Origin of the sequence: Chloroflexus islandicus (assembly GCF_001650695.1) — a bacterium.
Taxonomy (GTDB): Bacteria; Chloroflexota; Chloroflexia; order Chloroflexales; family Chloroflexaceae; genus Chloroflexus; species Chloroflexus islandicus.
In genome coordinates this window covers 16,542-37,193 of the sequence record NZ_LWQS01000056.1, presented here as the reverse complement: position 1 = coordinate 37,193, position 20,652 = coordinate 16,542, and the positions used below count along the sequence as shown (strand labels likewise).

The window sequence follows — 20,652 nt, the reverse complement described above, 5'->3', positions numbered from 1 at the left end:
CATGACCGCTCCTGAAGCGACAAAGGAACCAGTCCTCTTTGGCCGGTATCGTGTTCACGAAGCGCTTGGTGAGTCACGGTTGGCTGTGGTCTATAAGGCGACTGACTTGCGTCTGCAACGGACGGTCTTGATCCATCTGTTGCGCAAGGAATTGCGCGATAATCCGCGCAAACGAGCGCAATTCATCGCTGAGGCGGCCCAGAGTGCGCGCCGTTCGCATCCGGTGTTGCTCGAGGTGTTTGATAGCGGTGAGAGTGGCGACCGGCCCTTTGTGATCACCGAAGCGGTGGAGGGCCGGCCTTTGTTTGGCATCGGCGCATTGAGCGTGGCGCAGGCGCTCTTGATCGTGCGGCAAGTGGCCGAGGCGGTTGCGCTCTGCCAGCGCCATCGTTCGGCTGAATTGCCGCTCGGTCTTTTTCATCCGCCGATCAGCAGCGCCAACCTCTTGTTGATTGGTGATGGGCAGGTTAAGTTAGTGGACGGCTGGTTCTTCGCTCCGGCGCTGATTCCAGCCGATCTGGCGCACTATCGCGCGCCCGAACTCAGCGCCGGCCAGCCGCCGCAGCTTTCTAGCGCGGTATACGCTTTAGGCATTTTACTCTTTGAGCTGATCACTGGCCAACGCCCGATTCACGGCGACGATGCGCAGGCCACCGCACTGGCCCATCTTACCCAATCGGTGCCGCCACTAGCCCGTGTCCGCCCGACGATGTACCTGCCATCGGTGGAACGGCTGATCGCGCAGGCGACCGCTCGCGATCCGGCCCAGCGTTTCCCTGATGCGCAAGCGCTGGCATTAGCGATTAACGATCTCTGGCGTGAGTTGACGGTGCAGACCCGCCGGTTAGTGGTGGAACCGGCAGCCACTGCCCGTCCTCCTGTCGATCGCGCGGCCCAGCGCCAGCCGGTAACGCCGCCGGCAACCCCTCCTGTCCGTCCGGCGCCAACTCTTCCAGACGATCTGCGCAGCCGGGTGAGCCGTGCGCTGACTAATTCCTTTGACATCGACCAGTTTCGTCGCTATAACTTAAGCCGGAGCGTGATGGGTTGGGTGGTCATGGTCGCGCTCTTGCTGATGGTGGCCGGGGGGTCATTTTGGGCCGTGACGTGGGCGATTGGGCGGTTTAATTGGGGCGAAGCGCCGCGCTTGCCCGACCTGCCGGCGTGGTCGTTGCCCGATCTGAGCTGGCCGGGCAATGCTGCTCCTGAACTCTATGTGGTCAATATTGCTGAAGGGTTGAATCTCCGGTCGGCGCCAAACGCCCAACCTGACAACATTATCACCGTTGTGCCCAATGGGCTAGTGGTGCGCAAACTGGAAGGGCCGGTAATGGCCGATAATATCCCGTGGCTCAAAGTGCAGGTTGAGCTGAATGGCCAGACCATCGAGGGTTGGATGTCGCTCAACTATTTACGTCCGCAACCGTAGGAGAGAGATGGTGGCAGAGGAAGCGGAAATACGCGAATTGCTCGGCGAGCGGGTTCGCATCCGGCCATGGCGGCGAGCCGATACGCTGATGCAAGAGCGCTGGCCGCGTTATAGCGAACCGTTCAGCTCGCTATGGAATATTCCGCGCCCATACCAACCCGGTCAAGATGATAGTCATTGGACGGGTGCGACCGAGGCATGGGCGATTGATCTGCGGTCGGGCCCACTCATCGGGCGCATCTCGTTGCGCGAGATTGACCGGCAGTGGCAATCGGCCCGGTTAGGAATTTCGTTGGCCCAGCCGTATGTAGGGCAGGGGCTAGGCGGCGAGGCGTTGCGCCTCTTTCTCGCTTACTATTTCGGCTCGCTCGGTTATCGGCGGATGGTGCTCGATGTCGCTGCTTTTAACCTGCGCGCGGTGCGGTGCTATCAGCGACTCGGTTTTGTCGGCGTAGGCAGCGAATGGCGGCGCATTGGTAATGAACCGGTGCTTCGCTTGTTGGATGATCAACAATATCAACACCTGCGTCCCCATTTTCGGCGCAACCGGTTTGATGCGCAGGTTGAATTTTACGAGATGGAACTGACGCGCGAGGCTTGGCTAGCCGCAGGTGGCTCGTTGATATAGGGAGAAGACAATGTCACTTATCGCCGGAAATCTTGCTATCGTCCAACGCCTGCTCGACGGCGATCAGATGGCATGGGCCGTAATTGGTGGTGCGGCTGCGCATCTGTACGGTGATCGGCGTCCGCTCAACGATGTCGATGTTCTGGTGCAGCGGGGCGCATTGCCGCGGATTATCCAATTACTGCAACAATCGCATAAAGCAGTGCAATCTGACGGTTCGCGGGTAATCTGGCGCGGGATCAAGGTATTTGAAGATTTGACGGTGCGTCGCGGCGCTACCAGCCATCCCTTCTGGCTCGACGAGCCGATGCAGCGCCACCGCCGCCGGATGCCATTACTCGGCGCGCAAGTCTATGTCGCTGCGCCGGAAGATATTGTGGCCCACAAACTGCTGTTGCAGCGCGGGCCGGAACAAGGGAAGCACGATATCAATGATGTGGCCGGGATCATCCGGCGTTGTCAGCTTGACGTAACGTACCTTGAGGAGCGCCTCAAGACCATGGGAGCGCTTGACATTGTTCGCCCCCGCTTAAGCGAGTTTGGGGTGGTGTTGCCGTCGTAACGGTACGCTACGACGACGAAGCTTTCGCTTGGCATTGGGCGCAGCGGCCAAACAATTGCAGCAAATGCCCCTCGACGCTAAACCCGGTCTCTTTGGCGACACGGGCCAGCATCTGTTCCAGATCACAGCCTTCAAAACTGATCACCGCGCCGCATTGGGTGCAAACCAGATGGTGAAGATGGCCGGGATGGCAGGGCACGTACCCTTCTTCGCCGACCGAGCCATGGATGCGAGCGAGCCAACCACTCGCGTGCAGTTGCTCGATCGTGCGATAGACGGTGGCCCGTCCCGGCGCTTCGTTGTGCGTGCAGAGATCGGCGTAGAGCTGCTCGGCGCTGAACGGCGATCGGTACGATACGATCGTCTCGATCACGCGGAGGCGGGGGCCGGTGATGCGCAAGCCGCTGCGTTGCCATGCGGCGCGCACGCCGCTTAACCAAGCTTGGGTGTCGATTGGTGGTTGCAGCGATGAAGAAATGGAGGCTGCCATAAGCTACTTCCCGTGTAGTCAACGTGCGAGGGTAGCGCAGCATAAGAGCCGCCGCAACCCTCGCACGTCATCCGTACCGTTTCTGGCAATAATCGTTTAGCGCGTGTGCGCCGGCGCTGCCGGCAACAGCGCCAGATGGCGCGCGCGCTTGATGGCCACTGCCAACCGGCGCTGCATCTTGGCCGACACGCCAGTGCGGCGCCGCGGCAGAATCTTGCCCTGCGCAGTCAGATACTTCTGCAGACGCTTGACATCTTTATAGTCGGGCACAATCCCCAACTTGGTAAACTCACACTCGCGGCGGCGCGCCCGTGGCCGCCCAACCCCTCGCGAACGGCTCATTGATGATATCTCTCCTTGAATGATCCAATACTGACCGGTCGAGTTTTTATAAACCGCCTCTTAGTATACCACAATCTGCAGGTGTGTGGTGCAATGCATGCGCTCAGGCCAACGCTGGCCGGCGCGTATGCCAATCGGTGATGCGTTGATACGCATCGCCAACCCGCAATAACGTAGCTTCGTCGAATGGCCGCCCGATCAATTGCAACCCGACCGGCAGCCCTTCGCTAAAGCCGCAGGGCACAACGAGCGCCGGCACGCCGGCCAGATTGATCGGCAGGGTGCAAACGTCACTGAGGTACATCGCCAGCGGATCGTTGATCTTTTGGCCGATCGGGAAGGCCACGGTTGGCGAAGTCGGTGTTGCCAGCAGATCAACCTCCGCGAACACCTGATCGAAATCGCGCTTGATCAAGGTGCGCACTTGTTGCGCGCGCCGGTAGTAGGCATCGTAGTAGCCGGCTGAGAGTGCATAGGTGCCGAGCATAATCCGCCGGCGCACTTCGGGGCCAAACCCTTGCCCGCGCGTTTGCTCAATCTGCTCCCACATCGTTTCACCCTCGGCGCGGAAGCCGTAGCGCACGCCGTCGAATCGGGCCAAATTAGCACTAGCCTCGGCGGGAGCAATGATGTAGTATGTAGGCAAAGCATATTTGGTGTGTGGCAGCGACACCTCGACCAATGTTGCACCCTGTTCGCGCAGCGCCTCAATAGCCGCGCGGGTGGCAGCCTCGACACCCGGCTCCATACCCTCCACGAAATATTCGCGGGGAATCCCGATCCGCAACCCGCGCAGATCACCAGTTAAGGCTGCCGTATAGTCGGGCGTCGGAATAGGTGCGCTGGTGCCGTCACGCGGATCGTGGCCGGCAATGACGTTCATGATTAGTGCAAGATCAGCGACCGTCCACGCCATTGGCCCGATCTGATCGAGCGACGAGCCGTAGGCGATCAGGCCATACCGGCTGACCCGGCCATAGGTTGGTTTGAGGCCGCTAATGCCGCACAAGGCCGCCGGTTGCCGGATCGAGCCGCCAGTGTCGGTGCCGAGGGTGGCCGGCACTTGGCCAGCGGCAACTGCCGCCGCGCTACCGCCGCTGCTACCACCCGGCACCCGGCTGGTGTCCCACGGGTTGGTGGTGATCTGGTAGGCGCTGTTTTCGGTGCTAGAACCCATGGCAAACTCGTCGCAGTTGAGTTTGCCGATCGGCACTGCGCCGCCGGCAAGCAGCCGCTCGATGACGGTGGCGTTGTAGGGCGGGCGAAAGCCGGCTAAGATGCGCGAGCCGGCAGTCGTCGGCACGCCGTCGGTGCAGATGACATCTTTGATCCCGATCGGGATGCCGTCGAGCGGGCCGAGCGACTGGCCTTTCCGGCGCCGTTCGTCGGCAGCGCGCGCTGCGGCGAGGGCGGCGTCGGGAGTGAGATGCAGGAAGGCGCGAATCATTGGTTCAGTGGCGTTGATCCGCGCAAGATAGGCTTCAGTGAGTGCTACCGCCGTGATGTCGCCCGCTGCAAGCGCAGCTTGGGCAGCACTGACGGTAAAGTGATAGACTTCAGTCATATCGCCTCCAGCGGAGTTGTGGCGCATGGTCGCTTTATTGTACCAGACTTCAGCGCAGCGTTTGGCGATGGGGCAGCGCCTGATCGCGCTGTTGATCTGCGTTGGGTTACTCATCGGTTTTATTCCGCCGCCGATCGAGGCGGCCCATGATCCACCGCCTGAGCTGGCCAATTTGATCTGCACCGATGCGCTGGCTGATCCTGCGATCAGCCTTGCGCCATCGGCCTCGCCGTGGCGTACGGTGCGCGGTCAGGTAAACTTTACCACCGCAAGCGTGCGGGTCTTTTCACCGCCGCAGGCGATCTTTCTGACCGAAGATGACGACGGCGATAGCGATGGCAGTGTTGATGTCGATGCCTTCGGCCAGACCTTCACTGTACCGGCGGCTACCGAGCAGATCATAGGGTCGCTGCGGTACCGGATACCACCCGGTGCCTTAGGGCCGAACGATACGGTGACGCTGTCGTTGAACTTGCCCGATGACCCGACTCCATCGGGGCGCATCTTCGCCGTCGATTTGCCGCTGAGCGGGAGGGCTGACGGCAATTGGCGCAGCTTTTCATGGGCTGCTACGGATATTGCGCCATTAGTTGAAGAGGGGGCGGCGCAACTCGTCATCACGCTGCGCGGCGTGAATGATGGCCCGGCGATTGGCATCTCCTTTGATGACATTGAAGCGCAGGTGTGTACCCGCACCATCGCGACGCTCAGCGGGCGGGTGACGCAGCGCAATCGCACAGCACCCGCGCTAGGTGATGCGCAGGTGTTGCTAGTGCGTTACGATGGCAGCGGGCGGCAGGTGGTGGCAACAGCTCAAGTTGCGCCAGCCGAAGATGGCTTTCGCTATCAGTTCAGTGTGCCGCCATTGCCCGCCGGCGCTGCCTATCAAGTCTGGTTTGCGAATCAGCCGCTTGCGTCTACCCGTGACGAGCAACGGCTAGGCGTGTTGGCCGGGCCGGTGATTACCACCCTTACCGCTGGGCAAGAGGTAACTAATCTCGATCTTGAGTTGAGCACCGTGCGTTTGGTTACTCCTCCGCCCAATGCCACCGTGGTGTTGGCTCCTGATACACCGGTGCGGCTCCAGATCGAGCCACGCGGGATCGAGGGCGAAACCTACCAGATTTGTCTCTACGATCCGGCGCTGATCGTGCCTGAAACTGGCTTGCCGCCCCAATTGTGCAGCCCGGTCTTGACTGCGGACGAGCCATTCTTTGACCTTGTTCCAGCCAGCTTTGCTACATTCCGGCTCCGCTATGGTTATCCGTACCGCTGGTACGCCATCGTGCGCGATTCGCGTGGTACTGTTGCCTATCCAGCCTATGGCTACAGCTTTGCTGAGCATGCGATTACCTTCTTGCCGGCGCCACGCACGGTACCTGTCCAACCGGCCACCGACGAAGGATTGCCGGCTGGGGCAGCATCGGCCAATTGGACGGTGCTGATCTATGTGGCCGCCGATAACGCGCTAGGTGATCCAGCGCGGATGAGCATGGTTGCGCAGCCAGCGTTCGAGCTGGCGCGGCTGCAATCGTTAGCCGCATCCTATCCGAACATCTCGATCGTGACCTTCTACGATGGCTATGGCAACACTGGCGGCGAGATCTGCGCGCTGCGCGGCAGTGCCGTGGATTGCCGGCAGCAACTCGAACCGGATAGCGCCGACCCGATGACGTTGCGCGGGTTCGTCGAATATGGCTTGCGCCAGTTCCCGGCCAGCCGTACGATGCTGGTGTTGGTGGGGCCGGCCCATCCGGCGTTGGGGTTTGGGAGCGATGAATCGACGATCAACCAACCGGCGATGAGCATCGCCGATCTGGGTGCGGCGCTTACTGTTGCTACCAATGCAACCGGTAAACGAATCAATCTCGTGCTCATGCAAGCGCCGTTGACGGCCAATCTCACCACAGCGTTGGCTTTGGCCCCTGCCGCCGATTATTTGGTTGCGCCACCCGGCCAGATCTGGCGCACGGCATGGTTGGGTCGGGTATTGAACCGGCTCGTCGCGACCGGCGGTAATGATCCGCGTGCGGTGGCGAGTGATTTGCCGGTGCTGTATGCGGCTGCCGCGCGTGCCGATGGTGTGTTGCGCGAGTATGCGCTGGCCGCGTTCGATCTGACGCGCGCTAGTGCGGTGCAAACGGCGCGTGATGCACTGGCTGCCGAGCTGGACCGGGTGTTGAATGAACGTGGTACCGTTATCCAGCAAGCATTGGGAGATGTGCGTGCGGCCAGCACCGTCTATGACTCGTCGGGCAATGGCTTGGCCGATATGATGCGCGATGCAATCGGCGATCAGTATCCTGTGCCGGAAGATGCCTTCCTTGATCTCGGTGATTTCACGGCAGCCTTAGCCACTGCTCCCGCGTTGCAAGCCAGCGAGTTAGCCCCTGTGCTGACGGCAAATACGACGCTGGTGGCTGCGCTTGGCGGTTCAACGCCCTTCGTGATCAATGCTCGCCGGCAAGCTGCTGGTGTCCCCGGCGTGCCTACGTTGCCTCCCGGCGGTGGTCTGGCCGAGTTCTTCCCCCACCACTCGCTGTTTGGGGCGCAGCCGCTCTACGTTGAACGCTTGCTCTACCGCGGTCAAACCGATGCATGGAGCAGTTTTCTCCGCCGTTATCTCACGAGTGATCGGCCAGTTGGGGTGGGAGGAGTGACGGTTGCGCCTGCCGGTGGTACGGGGTTGCCATTGATTGCCGGACTCCCGATTGCATACGATTGGTACTTGCCGATCGTGAGCCGGTGATTGGTTGGGTACGGCGGGTACCTGCCGTGGCCAACCGCTTGCCGTTGCGTGGTGGTGGCATGTTGTCATTGCGAGGGAGGGACGGCCTCAGCAGCGCTGGGGCCGTCCCGACCGAAGTAATCCCCCGCTTCAGCGACAACCTATGCCTGAGCGGATATCTCCCGCTCCCTGCCTGTCCTTGCGAGGGGGCGCAGCACCCAAAGCCATCTGAACGGTGAGGGATGGCTCCCGTGCTCGCGGGGGATTGCTTCGCCTCGCTCCGCTCGGCTCGCAATGACAGCCGGGCCACATGTTCTTGCGAGGGGGCGCAACCTCCGAAGCAATCTCCCGCGGTAGCGGGAGCGAACGGTGAGGGATGGTTCCCGTGCTCGCGGGGGATTGCTTCGCCGCGCGCGGGCAGAGCGTCGCTCTGCCCCTACGTGCGGCTCGCGATGACAGGCGGAAAGGGTGCGCGGGCAGAGCAACGCTCTGCACCTACATTACCCCACGCGGGCCGGTTCCACGTCTGCCCCTTCACCAGCGGTAAATTGCTGCCGGTACAGCTCGTAATACGCGCCGCGCTGGGCCAATAGCTCGTGGTGGCTGCCGCGCTCGACGATCTGGCCGTCTTTGACCATTAGTACTAGATCGGCGTTGCGGATGGTGCTGAGCCGGTGGGCAATCACGAAACTCGTGCGTCCGGCCAGCATCTGGTCAAAGGCGCGCTGGATGATCCGCTCGGTGCGGGTATCGACGCTGCTGGTCGCTTCGTCGAGGATTAAGATGCGCGGATTGGCCAGCGCGGCGCGGGCAATCGCGATCAATTGGCGTTGGCCTTGGCTAAGACCGGTTCCGCGTTCGCCGAGCATCGTCTGGTAGCCGTCGGGCAACCGCTCGATGAACTCGTGCGCGCCAACCAGTTTGGCCGCCGCGATCACCTCATCGTCGCTGGCGTCCAGCCGGCCATAGCGGATGTTGTTCAGCACCGTATCGGCAAACAGGAAGGTGTCTTGCAGCACGATTCCGATCTGCGACCGCAGGCTGGCCGCCGTTACCTCCCGCACGTCGTAGCCGTCAATGGTGACGCTGCCCGCGCTTACGTCGTAGAAACGTGGGATCAGATTGACCAGCGTTGTCTTGCCGGCGCCGGTCGGCCCGACGATCGCGATCGTTTGGCCCGGTTCGGCCACAAAGCTGAGGTCGCGCAATACCGGTTGGCCCGGTTTGTATTCGGCCCAGACGTGATCGAACACGACCCGGCCCTTGATCGGCGGCAGCGGGCGGGCATTGTCGGCATCAACCAGATCGGGCTGCACGTCAAGCAGGCCAAAGATGCGCTCGCCGCCAGCAATCGCGTTCTGCACGTTCGTCCACAGCGAGGCAATCTGCTGGATAGGCTGATTGAAGCGCTGCACGTATTGGATGAAGGCGAAAATGGTGCCGAGTGAGATGACGGCTGTGCCGAAGAGGGGGGCATTACGTAGCGCGCTGAGCGCACCCACTACGACCACAATCGCGATCGCAACGTACCCTAATGCTTCCAGCACCGGGTTGAGCGCGCTGGTGAAGCTGGCGGCGCGAATGTTGGCGTCGCGGTTAGCGGCGTTAGCCCGCTCGAATTGGGCAATGCTCTCGGCTTCGCGGTTAAACGCCTGCACCTCGCGCGCGCCGGCGATGCTCTCTTGTAGACCGGCGTTGACGTTCCCCATCTGCTGGCGGCTGGTGCGAAACGCACGCCGGGCTTGGGTTGAGAAGTAGAACGTCGCGAGGATCATGAACGGCACGACACTCAGGCTGATCAGGGCATAGGGCAGATTACTCTGCACCATCGCGTTGATCGTCAACCCAATCTGCAAAAGACCGTTGACCACGCTCAACAGGGCAAAGCTGAGCGCCTGCTGGATGGTGTCGGTATCGCTGGTGATGCGGCTCATCACGTTGCCGGCCTCGTTGCGAGAGAAATAGCCGAGCGAGAGCCGGTGGATATGGGCGAAGACATCTTCGCGAATCTGGCGCAAGGCGCGCTGGCCAGTCCAGTTCATGCTAAAGAAGGCCAACCCTTGCAGGAATGCGCCGCCGATGAAGATCACCAACAACCAGCCGGTTAAGCCGGCTAATCCTCCCATCCGGTCGGCGATGGTGGCAGTGGGATTGACTGTCGTGTACCAGCAGGCATCGGCGCGCGGGAAGAGGTAACAGTCCACCGCTTGCCCGATCAGTTCAGGCGCCGTCACCTGCAATTGGGCGCTGGCCGTGATCAAGATCAGCGTCAAGGCCACGGCAAACCAATAGGGCCGGAAATAAGGCCAGAAGCGGGCGATGGTCGCCAAGACATTCTTGGGCTTCTGCACCTCGGTATTGAGCATGCGGCCGGGGCCGCCAAATCCTCCCATCATAGCGCGGATGCTCCTTCGCCAAGCTGGCCGTTCGGTGACGGCAGGGGGGCGTCTTCGATCAACTGGGAAGCGTAGATTTCGGCATAGATCGGGCTGTTTTCCAATAGCTCGGCGTGGGTGCCGCTGGCCACCAGCCGGCCTTTATCAAGCACAAGGATCAGATCGGCGTTGCGCACGGTGCTGATCCGGTGGGCAATCACGAAGCTGGTGCGATTGCGCAGCAACTGGTCAAGTGCGCGCTGAATCAGCGCCTCGGTCGCGACATCGACGTTGCTGGTGGCTTCGTCGAGGATCAGCAGGCGCGGATTGAGCAGTAGCGCGCGGGCGATGGCGATGCGCTGTTTCTGGCCGCCCGATAGGGTCATGCCGCGCTCGCCGACCCGGGTCTGGTAGCCGTCGGGAAAACTCATAATGAAGTCGTGCGCCGCCGCCGCCTTCGCTGCTGCGATCACCTCTTCATCGCTGGCGTCGGGCCGGCCAAAGGCGATGTTCTCGCGGATGGTGCCGCTGAACAGGTTGGTCTCTTGCAACACAATCCCGATCTGGCTGCGCAGGCTATCGATCGTCACCTCACGCACATCGTAGCCGTCAATCAGCACCGCACCTTCGCTCACATCGTAGAAGCGCGGGATCAGATTGATAATCGAGGTCTTGCCGCTGCCGGTCGCGCCGAGCAGCGCCACAGTTTGGCCCGGCTCAACCACAAAGCTGACCTCTTGCAACACCGGCGCGCTGCTGTTGAAGTAGCGGAAGGTGACATTACGGAACTCGACCCTTCCCTGCACCGGCGGCAAGACAATCGCGTTCGGGCGTTCGACAATCTCGCTTTCGGTATCGAGCACCTCGAAGATGCGGGCCGCCGACGCGCCGGCTTGCGCCAGCAGCGCGATGATAAAACCGAGCTGGCCGAGCGGGAAGAAGACGTACACCAGATAGAGGCTAAATTTCTGATACTGGCCTAGCTCAAGCGTGCCGTTGAGGATCTGCTGGCCGCCAAAGTAGAGGATCGCCGCTTGGCCGAGCTGGGCAATCAGAAACACGACCGGAAACAGAAAGGCGAAGATGCGGTTCACCTTAATCTGCTGCTCCATCAGCGCCGTTGCCGCTCGATCGAACCGTTGCTGTTCGTAGGGTTCGCGAGTAAATGCTTTGACCACCTTAATCCCGGCGACATTCTCTTGCAAAATGGTATTGAGCCGGGCTAGCCGCACTTGCACTTCCCCGAACAACGGCTGGCTTAGGCGGCCAAAGACGACAAAGACGGCCAGCGCGATTGGCAAAATCGGCAAGATCACCAGCGTTAGTTGCCAGTTAGTAAATGCGAGCACGATCAGCGCACCAGTGAGGAGCAAAAACGACTGGGCCACCAGCACTAACCCCTGCGCCACAAAGGTGCGCACCCGCTCGACATCATCGGTGGCGCGCACCATGAGCTGGCCGGTCTGGTTGCGGTCGTAAAAGCTGAACGACATCCGCTGGATCTTGCTGAAGATCGCATTGCGCAGGTCGAAGGCCAAGCCGTGCGAGGTTTGCTCAGCCATAAACGACTGCAAAAACGAAAAGACGCCACGCATCACGGCGAAGACTAAAATTAGCAATGCCGCGTTAATCACCAGTCCTTCAGCGTTGCTGGCGTCGCGTTGCAGTTGCTCGACGGTCAGGCCGAGTTTTGCGGCAGCGGCAGCCTGAAATGCCGCCGGCACCTCGGTGAGAATGCTGGTAGCAGTAATACTGCGCGTGACCGCATCAATCATGTTCTGCACCAATTGCGGTACAGCCAGTTGGGCCAGCGTCGCGATCACCAACGCGCTGTAGGCAATCGTCACGGTGCGGCGCTGCTTGCCGAGGTAGCGAATGGCGCGGATCAGTGCGCCGGGATTGGGCCGGTTAGCCGGCGGTTGGGCGACACGATGAGCTTGCATAGACAGTTCCTGCTGGCATTGTTTCCAAATCCTCGTCCTTGCGGCGAGAAGACGTTATTCGGGTCACGTGCGCATCGCGCGTTCGAGCAAATCGAGGAAGAGCTGCTGTTCGGCGTGGCTGAGGCCGGCCAACAACCGCGTCATCTGTCCTAGCCGCTCCGTTTCGAGATCACGATGCAGCTTGCGTCCGGCCTCGCTCAGCGCCAGCAGCGTGATCCGGCTATCGTCAGGATGCGAGCGGCGTTCGACCAAGCCGTTCTGCACCAACCGGCGGGTAAGGGCCGTCAACGACGGCGGCGTAATACCGAGCGCCTCGGCCAATTCGCGCATCGACAGCTCGCGATCAGGCGCCAACAAACCGAGCAAGCGCAAATGCGACATCGACAATCCCCACTCGCCAAGCTGCTGGAAGAGGGGGCTGCGTGGTTGGTTGGCCCGCATGCAGTCGATCAACTGGATCAGGCGTTGGGCATTGGCGATGGTGGTTGGATCCATACCATAGGTCAAAACAATTAGTTAGACAAACTAAGAGTATGATACGGCGGCAATGATTGACGTGTCAAATGAGAAATTGGTGAAGGGGCACAGCGCCGCTGTGCCCGTACAGGGGGGGGACGGGGCGCGGGCCGGGCGGGGCGCGGAACGGGCGGGGCGCGGTTTGTAGAGACGCACGGCCGTGCGTCTCTACGATCATAACGTGATCGGTATTTATGACCGGCAATACCGGTCAAACCATTCCAACGTCCGCCGCATGTGGTCGGCGCGGTGGCGCGGTTCGCCGCTGCGGGTCAATTCATGGCCTTCGCGTGGGTAGCGCACCAGTTCCACCACCTTCTTTTGGCGGCGGAGGATGGCGAAAAGCTGTTCGGCTTCGCTAATCGGCACGCGATAATCGAGCTCGCTGTGCAAGAGCAGCAGTGGCGTTTGAATCTTGTGGGCATGCGCCAACGGCGAATGATCCCACAGTTCTTCGTACAATTCCCACGGGTAGCCGCCGAACTCGATCTCGATCAGCTCGTGTGCATCGCTGGTGCTATGCTGGGTCAGCAGATTGTAGACGCCACGCGCGGCGACGGCGCAGGCAAAGCGGTCGTCGTGGCCGATCAGCCATGCCGTCATATAGCCGCCATACGAACCGCCGGTGACGGCAATGCGGTCGGGGTCGATGTAGCCGCGCGCGACGAGGGTGTCGATCCCGGCCAAAATATCGGGCGCATCGGCTTCACCCCAATTGCCGCGGATCGCGTCGCGCCAGAGTTCGCCGTAGCCTTCGCTGCCGCGCGGGTTACAGAAGAACACGACATATCCTCGCGCTGCTGCCACTTGCCATTCGTGCCACATCGAGCGAAAACCCGGCCCCCACATCACATGCGGCCCACCGTGGATATAGACCGCTAATGGATAGCGGCGGGCCGGATCGAAATCGGGCGGGTGCAGCACCCAGCCTTGCACTTCGCTGCCGTCAGGCGCAAGATAGGCCAGTTCTTCGATCGGCACGATGATCCGCTGGCGAAGCAGCCGGTCGTTGATCGCCGTCAACCGGCGCTCGTGGCCATCGGCGCTGCGGAAGTAGAGATCGCACGGATTGTCAGGGCTGCCGGCGATAAACGCGACACTGCCATCACGCCCCACGTCAAATTCGCTCACGATGCGCGGCCCGCCTACCAGCGTAGCCCCATTGCGGTAGGTCGGCGTGCCCGGCAACCCGATCTGGTAGACGTGGGCCTCGCCGCGCCAACCGGCGCTAAACAACACGCCTTGCCCGTCAGGTTGCCAGTGGAATTGCTCCACATTCAGGTCGGTATGCGCGGTGAGGTCGTGCGGTTCGCCTCCCTCGGCGGGAATAATTGCTACCCGCCGGCCTTCACCGAGCAGCCGTTCTTCATTCAGGCGCAAAAAGGCAATCTGGCTGCCATCGGGCGAGGGTTGCGGGTCAAAGTACGAAAAGCCGGGACTGGTCAGTGCCTGCGGCAGCGATCCATCAAGCGGAATGCGCATCACATCATAGTAGGCAAAGAGCGAGTCGGCTTCGGGGTCGCGGGTCGCAGTGCTGAGGAGCGCATCGCCGGCGGGCATCCAGACCGGTGCGCTGTAGTGGAGATCGCCGGACGTCAGGCGGCGCGGGGTGGCCGGTGTATCTTCGTCGCCGATCTCGATCACATAAATGTGCCGCCGGCGATCATCGAAATAGCTCGTGCCGCTGCGGTAGGGCAACTTCGTCACCACGCGCGGATCGTTGCGCAGCTCCTCGTCGTGCTGGCGCTGCTCGCGGGCGCGCCGGGCCTCCCACGCATCAGCCGGCGGCGGCGGCAGTGTACCGCTATCTTCCCGCGCCTGCTCTTCAGCGTTCACCGGCGAAAGGAACGCGAGCCATCGTCCGTCCGGACTCCATGCCGGATCGCTAGCGCCGTTGGGCATACTAGTGACTTGCCGGGCCTCGCCGCCATCAACCGGCATCACGTAGATCTGGCCCCGTTCATCGTCGCGGTTCGAGACGAATGCCAGCCACTTCCCGTCAGGACTCCAGCGCGGCTGGCGATCCTGCTTGCCGCGCGTAAACCGGCGCAGCGGCCCGCCAGCGGTTGGAACCAACACGATCTGGCGGCGATAGCCATTGTTTACCCGATCGACCGTAACCCACACAGCTGCCGCCATGCTCCCATCAGGGCTCAGGCGCGGGTCTTCCAGCCATCCCAGCTCGTAGAGGTCATCGATCGTAAAGCGACTAGGGGTTGGGGTTGTCATGAGCGGTCCTGCAATTATGAAACCGGTGCCAATGCCTTGCTATTGTAACACACTTCTCTGAGCATGTCACTTTGATATTTTTGTCAGAAAGTATCAAATGACCATAACATAAACCTTGACATTTTAGCGACATCCAACTATAATCCTACAATAGCGAGCGTGATTAAAGAGGTTTTCACAATTTCTTGTGTAATCATAGGATGAGAACTGCTGATAACGAAAGGATTGCCTCCGGTGAGCACGTCCGATCAAAAGATGCCGCTTTCGGTGCTCTTGTTCCATGCCGCGATGCAACGGCGCACATCGCTGGCTGATTTTGCCGGGATGCTGGGGCTCAGTGTCGCTACCTTGCGTTCGTACCTGTTTGAAGCAGGCGCACGTTCACGGATGCGCAGCAAAACGGTTGAGCAGATGGCGGAAGTCTTGAATATGCCGGCCAGTGAAGTCCGTGAACGGTCTGAATTATTGCCTTACGCCGGGCAAACATTCGGTGAGTGGTTGAAAGCGCAGATGCAAGGCCGGTTTACTCGCGCGAGCCTATGTACTGCCACCAAAATTAGCGACAGCGCGATGAAGAACTATATCAACGGCCAAACCACACCCGATCCCGATAACGCGATGAAACTGGCCGAGGTGTTGGGCGCTGATTCGCTCGAAGTGGCACGCCTGATCATCGCGACTGAATTGAGCCAGCGTGGCGTTGCGTTGCCGCCGGCGCCGAGCCATGAGCCAGCGAGCGCCGTGAATCCGGCGACGGTTGACTCGACTCCGGCTGCTGCTCCGGCCAACGCAGTGACAACGCCGGTGGTTGATGCGATGACCGATGAGGCAGTGGTGAATGCCTACACCGAGCAGCGCCTGCTCAATCTGTGGCGGCGCTTGCATCCCCAAGGTCGCCGGGCGACGTTGACCTACATTGCGTCGTTGCTGGCCGAAGGGATCTAGCAGGTGATAGGGTGAGGGCGGATGGAAGGGCGGGTTTCAGACCCGCCCTTCCATGCACTTGCCATCTGATCGCGCGTTGTTGCTATGCCCCCACTGCGCATCGGTTTTGATGCTCGCTATGCCAGCGACCACTTTCCCGGCATTGGCCGTTATATTACTGCGCTCTTGCCGGCCTTAAGCGAACTCTGCGCGCCTCATCGCCTGTTTATACTGGTCAATGCCGGGCAAGCATTGCCGCCGTTATCCGATGCTGTCACCGAATACGTCGCCGTACAGAGTGGCCCTTTTGCGCTGGGTCAGCAGCTTGAGATACCGTTGCTGGCGCGCCGGTTGCGCCTCGATCTGCTCCATTCGCCCTACATTGTCAAACCGTATCTGTTGCCCTGCCCCTCGGTCGTCACCATCTACGATGTCTTGCCGTTGCGCTACCCGCACACGCTGAGCCCGCGCGGGCGGCGCTTCTATCGCTGGTCATTGCGGCTCGCGGCCCAGAGTGCGCGCAAGTTGATCACTATCTCAACGGTTTCGCGGGATGATTTGGCCTTTCATCTCCGCATTCCGCGCGACCAGATCGCAGTGACGCCACTGGCCGCTGCGCCGGGTTTTGCCCCGCAGCCGGTGGATGAGATTACCGAGGTGCGGATGCGCTACGCTCTGCCGCGCCACTATGTGTTGTACGTCGGCTCAAACAAGCCGCACAAGAATATCGATCGTCTTGTCCGAGCATGGGAACGGGTGCTGCCGGATTTGCCAGCGGCCTTTGCCGATGCAGTGCTGGTGATTGCCGGCAAATTTGACCGGCGCTACCCGTTGCCAATGGCGATTGCCGCTGATCGCGGCGTGAGCGACCGGGTCACGGTATTGGCAAACGTTGCCGAAGCCGATCTGCCGGCGCTCTACAGCGGGGCCTTGCTGTTTGTCTTCCCCTCGTCGTATGAGGGCTTTGGCTTGCCGCCGCTCGAAGCGATGGCCTGTGGCGTCCCGGTGGTCTGCGCGTATGCCGGCAGCTTGCCAGAGGTGGTTGATGAAGCCGCACTGACGGTTGATCCGCACAGTATGCACGAGATCGCCGAGGGCATCTTGCGCGTGCTCCGCTCGCGCGATCTGCGTGAGCTGCTGCGCCAGCGCGGGTTGCGCCGGGCGGCGCTCTTCTCATGGCAGGTGACGGCACAAGCGACGCTGGCAGTGTACGAGCAGGCGGTAGCCAACGCACGGTAATTCATTGCCAGTTCCTACGGTTCGGGCGCGCTTAACAATGTGGCATTCACCCACCCCTCGGCGCCGGCGCTCACCCGTTCGGGAACGCAATTGCCCGCAGTTTCGACCACCCGCAACCGGTACCAACGGTTGGCGCCGTTAGTCGTCTGCTCTTCGAGCAGCACCACTCGATCGCCCACACACACTTGCCCAATCACCGTTTCGGCGGCGACGCGCGGTTCACGCCGGATATTGCCGCCGTTAATCACTTGCGCGCGGCCAAGGATTGGCTCTGGCGTCGGAGTAGGTGTTTCGGTTGCCGTTGTCGTTGCGGTTGGCGTGGCTGTAGCCGCCGGAATGGCGCTCTGCGTAGCTGCTTGCTGCGTAGTTGCTCGCGCCTCACGGGTTTGCAGCGCAATTTGGGTTTGGCGGGCAATGGCCCGGTTCGTTTCTAGTTGGTCAATGACAAAGGGTGTGAGCCCGATCAGACCAACGATGATCATCCCAATTACGAGCGCTGCGATCAGCGCGCTGAGCGGGCCGCGCCGGCGTTGGCGGCGTGCAAACAGCCGATCCCAGTCGCGTGGATCAGTTTTCGGTGGCACGGTTCTCCCTCTCTACAACCAGCGGCAGAGCACCGGTTGGCGTTCACCGGTCGGCGCAAAGCCAAACCAGCGATACAGCCGCTGGGCATGATGGTTGTACGCTTGCGTGTTGAGAGTGAGCAACCCGGCGCCGGCTTCAGCCGCGTAGGCGACGAATTCGGCCAGTAATCGTACACCGATGCCGCGTCCGCGCACATCAGGATCGACCGCGATCCGCACCAAGTGTACCAATCGGCCGCCAAAATGGCTGGTGGCATAACTGTATCCCGCTAGCTGCCCGTTGAGTTCAGCGACCACGAAAAACGACCCATCGGCAATGGCCGGCGCGAGAATGCTTTCGTCTTTGACCCATTGCGGTTCAAAGCAACGCATGTCGAGTTGCAGCACTTCGGCTAAATCAACGGCTTGGACGGGGCGAACTTGCACATCGCGATTGCCATTGGCGGGAATTTCCCAGTCGCGTTTTTCATAGACGACGACATCAGTTTGATGGTAGTACCCGGCCTGTTCTAACAGCGGGCGCAGCCACTGATCTGACTGATCATCGCCGGCATAATAGAGGTGGGTGATTGCCTGTTGGCGCGCGATCTGTTCGAGCGCAGGCGCGACTCGCGCTACTGCCTCGCGCGGTTGGAGCCGTTCGCTCACTGCGAGGGCGCGTAGCCATGCTACCTGATGAATGGGCCGGCTCAGCACTGCCGCCGCCAACACCTCACGTTCAAGCTGTATCACGACCGCGCGCCCTTCCTCGACGGCGGGGTAGAGTTCGCTGCCGCTGGCGGCGGCAAAGCGGCGGCTGGCGGCGTTCAAGAGATGACTGACCGCCGTGACGTCGGCCAGCTGGCTTGGCCGGACAAGAGCTGCACTGAGATCAACTGGTTTGCGAAACGGCCACATACTTGTGCTACCATACACGTAGAGGTCTGAAGTTGTATTGTACCAGAGAAGCGCAATGTTCAACCGGGTGCGCCAGTATTTTTCTACGCAGTGGCAACGATTCTTTGGTCTGAACATTACCCCGATCACGCCGATGTTGTTTGTCGGCGGCCAATTTCATCCGCAGCAGTGGCCGGCAATTTACGCGCTAGGGGTACGCGCAGTCCTTTCGTTGCAGGCCGAACGGGCTGATGTGTTTAGCGGGCCGTTGCCCACACGCAGTTTGCGCCTCTTAGTGCCGGATTTTCATCCGCCAACCATCGAGCAACTCGATGAAGGGGTGCATTTTATGGCCCATGCCATTGGCGATGGCCTGCCGGTCTTCGTCCATTGCCATGCCGGCGTGGGTCGGGCGCCGATGATGGCGGCGGCCTATCTGATGGCTCGCCACGGCCTCGATCATCGCGCGGCGTTGGCAACGTTGCGCATCGCGCGTCCGATCATTCGCCCGAACCGCCGGCAATTGGGCCGGTTGCGCGAGTATGAGCGGCTCTTGCGCCAGCGCCGCCAAGGTAGCCGTGCTACGCCGCCTGCCGGCGATTGAACCCGCTGGCAGCCAGTTCCAGACATCCCGATACGGTAAAGAGATCAACCAGCGCCAATAACGGCAGGCGGGGCCGGGCGCACAGGTAGACAGGCCGCCAGTAGGGGGCAAACTTGGCTTTAAACCGGTACAGGCCATCAGCATCATACACGGCGGCCATTTGCCTGCCGGCGAGCGTAATGAGCCATTCGAGCGGGCGCAAATGAGGCTCAAGATGGCGGAAGGGCGCTTCATTGAGGCTGAGGGTCTGGCATCCTTCGCTGCGGAGCTGATGGCCGGCGGTGGCGAAGATGGCTTCCATCACCCCCGCCGGTGCGTGTGGCCGGCGCAGCATCAATTCGGTGACGGCGGCAGTGGGAGATGGCTGGGTGAGCAATACCGCGCCTTGCCAATCTCCATCACGGTCAATAAAGACAAACAGGCGCGTTTCCGGTTCAAATGTCGTGCGAAAGAGATAGCGGAGCTGCGGACGCTGGCCGTGGCGCGCTTCGCAGGCCAGCCAGCGCAACCGGGCAACGGCGGTTGGGCTCCACGGGATTTCATGGACGCTGCCGAAGCGGGCGGCGGCGCGCGCCATTTTGCGCACGGTGCGCCGGTGCAAGCTTTCACCGGTGAGATCGATCACGCCTTCGATGCCGACCCGCACTGTTTCCCAGCCGGCGCGGGCCAGCCGCTGTGCTAACCCTGCCGGGCAGCCGCGTAGCAAGAGGCGGGCATGCTGGTCGTGCTCGTGGTGGAAGGCGCTGAAATGGCCGTTCGCCGGCACTGTGGCGTAAGCCAGCCACGTAAAACCAGACAACGGCAACCGCACCCGCTGGACACGCGGCGTAGCGAGGGCAGTGCGTGTCCAACTGAGTGGCAGCTCATCACTTTCAGACAGCAGGCTTAACGGCATCGTGGTTCGCAACCGGCGCTAGGCTGATCGAATTGCTCTCGCATGTAGTTTGCGCTCGGTTGCGAATGGCGTCAAGCAGTTGCTTGCAAGGCGGCTTCGATCCGCGCCACGACCATATCGATCGCGATCGGATTGCGCCCGCCGCCGGGGAAAATGACATCAGCGTACCGCTTCGTCGGTTCGACAAATTCAAGATGCATCGGGCGCACTGTCGCCAAATATTGCTCAATGACCGATTCAACCGAGCGTCCGCGCTCGGCAATGTCCCGTCGCAGCCGGCGGATGAAGCGTAAATCGGCATCAGTATCAACAAACAGTTTGATATGCATCCGGCGGCGCAACACCGGTTCGTAAAAGATCAAGATGCCTTCGACCAAGATGACTGGCCGCGGTTCGAGCCGCTCGGTTTGCGACAGGCGCACATAGGTAGCGTAGTCGTAGGTCGGCAGATCGATCGCTTGGCCGGCGCACAGGGCATCGAGATGCGCCACTAACAGATCATTGTCGAGTGCGTCAGGATGATCAAAGTTAAATTTGGCCCGCTCGGCGAGCGGCAGATGGCTCAGGTCTTTGTAGTAACGGTCGTGATCGATGTGGGCAATGCGGTCGGCGCCGACTCGTTGCAAAATCGCCTGCGCGACGCTGGTTTTGCCGCTGGCGCTGCCGCCGGCGACGCCAATGATGATGGGGTTGGTATGCATCATACAACCATCAATAAAAGAGT

At 61.1% G+C, this 20,652-nt stretch carries 18 protein-coding genes; 7 read left to right on the top strand and 11 right to left on the bottom strand.

What is annotated here, in order from left to right; genetic code table 11:
* Position 1 precedes the first annotated feature (1 nt).
* From A6A03_RS10850 to A6A03_RS10840, 3 genes are read left to right on the top strand one after another with little or no spacing between them, the layout of a single operon-like run.
* Entirely contained in the window at positions 2–1,429 is a 1,428-nt protein-coding gene (locus tag A6A03_RS10850) for a serine/threonine protein kinase (RefSeq protein WP_066787781.1), read from the top strand.
* A gap of 7 nt (positions 1,430–1,436) precedes the next feature.
* Positions 1,437–2,057, top strand: coding sequence for a GNAT family N-acetyltransferase (locus tag A6A03_RS10845; protein ID WP_066787778.1), 621 nt, complete (start codon positions 1,437–1,439; stop codon positions 2,055–2,057).
* Between the two features lie 10 nt (positions 2,058–2,067).
* On the top strand, positions 2,068–2,619 hold the full coding sequence (locus tag A6A03_RS10840) for a nucleotidyltransferase family protein (protein ID WP_066787776.1): 552 nt from the start codon (positions 2,068–2,070) through the stop codon (positions 2,617–2,619).
* A 7-nt stretch (positions 2,620–2,626) separates the two neighbouring features.
* On the opposite strand, the gene A6A03_RS10835 is transcribed toward A6A03_RS10840, so the two are convergent.
* From A6A03_RS10835 to gatA, 3 genes are all read right to left on the bottom strand, one after another.
* Positions 2,627–3,109 carry a Fur family transcriptional regulator gene (locus tag A6A03_RS10835; RefSeq protein ID WP_066787775.1) on the bottom strand — a complete coding sequence of 161 codons (483 nt, stop codon included), beginning with the start codon at positions 3,107–3,109 and terminating at the stop codon, positions 2,627–2,629.
* Positions 3,110–3,205: 96 nt separating this feature from the next.
* Positions 3,206–3,451, bottom strand: a complete 246-nt coding sequence (gene rpsR / locus A6A03_RS10830; protein WP_066787774.1) for a 30S ribosomal protein S18 — start codon at positions 3,449–3,451, stop codon at positions 3,206–3,208.
* Between the two features lie 103 nt (positions 3,452–3,554).
* Complete coding sequence (gene gatA, locus A6A03_RS10825; RefSeq protein WP_066787773.1) at positions 3,555–5,015, bottom strand: Asp-tRNA(Asn)/Glu-tRNA(Gln) amidotransferase subunit GatA; 1,461 nt, start codon at positions 5,013–5,015, stop codon at positions 3,555–3,557.
* A gap of 25 nt (positions 5,016–5,040) precedes the next feature.
* Here gatA and A6A03_RS10820 point away from each other — a divergent pair, with 25 nt between their 5' ends.
* Positions 5,041–7,764 carry a clostripain-related cysteine peptidase gene (locus A6A03_RS10820; RefSeq protein ID WP_066787770.1) on the top strand — a complete coding sequence of 908 codons (2,724 nt, stop codon included), beginning with the start codon at positions 5,041–5,043 and terminating at the stop codon, positions 7,762–7,764.
* Between the two features lie 479 nt (positions 7,765–8,243).
* Here A6A03_RS10820 and A6A03_RS10815 read toward each other — a convergent pair whose 3' ends face one another.
* The 4 genes from A6A03_RS10815 to A6A03_RS10800 form a co-directional block, all read right to left on the bottom strand.
* The gene (locus A6A03_RS10815; protein WP_066787765.1) at positions 8,244–10,139 is read right to left on the bottom strand and encodes an ABC transporter ATP-binding protein; all 1,896 of its coding nucleotides are present in this window, start codon (positions 10,137–10,139) and stop codon (positions 8,244–8,246) included.
* On the bottom strand, positions 10,136–12,061 hold the full coding sequence (locus A6A03_RS10810; RefSeq protein WP_066787760.1) for an ABC transporter ATP-binding protein: 1,926 nt from the start codon (positions 12,059–12,061) through the stop codon (positions 10,136–10,138). The genes A6A03_RS10815 and A6A03_RS10810 overlap by 4 nt, the downstream gene beginning before the upstream one ends.
* A 63-nt stretch (positions 12,062–12,124) precedes the next feature.
* Positions 12,125–12,556 carry a MarR family winged helix-turn-helix transcriptional regulator gene (locus A6A03_RS10805; protein WP_066787757.1) on the bottom strand — a complete coding sequence of 144 codons (432 nt, stop codon included), beginning with the start codon at positions 12,554–12,556 and terminating at the stop codon, positions 12,125–12,127.
* Between the two features lie 213 nt (positions 12,557–12,769).
* The gene (locus A6A03_RS10800; protein WP_066787754.1) at positions 12,770–14,806 is read right to left on the bottom strand and encodes a S9 family peptidase; all 2,037 of its coding nucleotides are present in this window, start codon (positions 14,804–14,806) and stop codon (positions 12,770–12,772) included.
* Positions 14,807–15,040: 234 nt separating this feature from the next.
* Here A6A03_RS10800 and A6A03_RS10795 point away from each other — a divergent pair, with 234 nt between their 5' ends.
* Both A6A03_RS10795 and A6A03_RS10790 read left to right on the top strand, forming a co-directional pair.
* Positions 15,041–15,751, top strand: coding sequence for a helix-turn-helix domain-containing protein (locus A6A03_RS10795; RefSeq protein WP_066787751.1), 711 nt, complete (start codon positions 15,041–15,043; stop codon positions 15,749–15,751).
* An 84-nt stretch (positions 15,752–15,835) separates the two neighbouring features.
* The gene (locus tag A6A03_RS10790) at positions 15,836–16,969 is read left to right on the top strand and encodes a glycosyltransferase family 4 protein (protein WP_066787748.1); all 1,134 of its coding nucleotides are present in this window, start codon (positions 15,836–15,838) and stop codon (positions 16,967–16,969) included.
* A 14-nt stretch (positions 16,970–16,983) separates the two neighbouring features.
* On the opposite strand, the gene A6A03_RS10785 is transcribed toward A6A03_RS10790, so the two are convergent.
* Both A6A03_RS10785 and A6A03_RS10780 read right to left on the bottom strand, forming a co-directional pair.
* The gene (locus A6A03_RS10785) at positions 16,984–17,553 is read right to left on the bottom strand and encodes an SH3 domain-containing protein (protein WP_066787741.1); all 570 of its coding nucleotides are present in this window, start codon (positions 17,551–17,553) and stop codon (positions 16,984–16,986) included.
* Positions 17,554–17,565: 12 nt separating this feature from the next.
* On the bottom strand, positions 17,566–18,450 hold the full coding sequence (locus tag A6A03_RS10780) for a GNAT family N-acetyltransferase (RefSeq protein WP_066787738.1): 885 nt from the start codon (positions 18,448–18,450) through the stop codon (positions 17,566–17,568).
* A 55-nt stretch (positions 18,451–18,505) separates the two neighbouring features.
* Between A6A03_RS10780 and A6A03_RS10775 the strand changes: the two genes are divergently transcribed.
* Positions 18,506–19,033 (top strand): dual specificity protein phosphatase family protein, encoded by a 528-nt coding sequence (locus tag A6A03_RS10775; protein WP_066787736.1) that lies wholly within the window; start codon positions 18,506–18,508, stop codon positions 19,031–19,033.
* On the opposite strand, the gene A6A03_RS10770 is transcribed toward A6A03_RS10775, so the two are convergent.
* Both A6A03_RS10770 and udk read right to left on the bottom strand, forming a co-directional pair.
* Entirely contained in the window at positions 19,011–19,928 is a 918-nt protein-coding gene (locus A6A03_RS10770; protein ID WP_066787734.1) for a DUF2156 domain-containing protein, read from the bottom strand. The genes A6A03_RS10775 and A6A03_RS10770 overlap by 23 nt on opposite strands.
* Before the next feature lie 71 nt (positions 19,929–19,999).
* Positions 20,000–20,629 (bottom strand): uridine kinase, encoded by a 630-nt coding sequence (gene udk, locus A6A03_RS10765; protein ID WP_066787830.1) that lies wholly within the window; start codon positions 20,627–20,629, stop codon positions 20,000–20,002.
* Positions 20,630–20,652 lie beyond the last annotated feature (23 nt).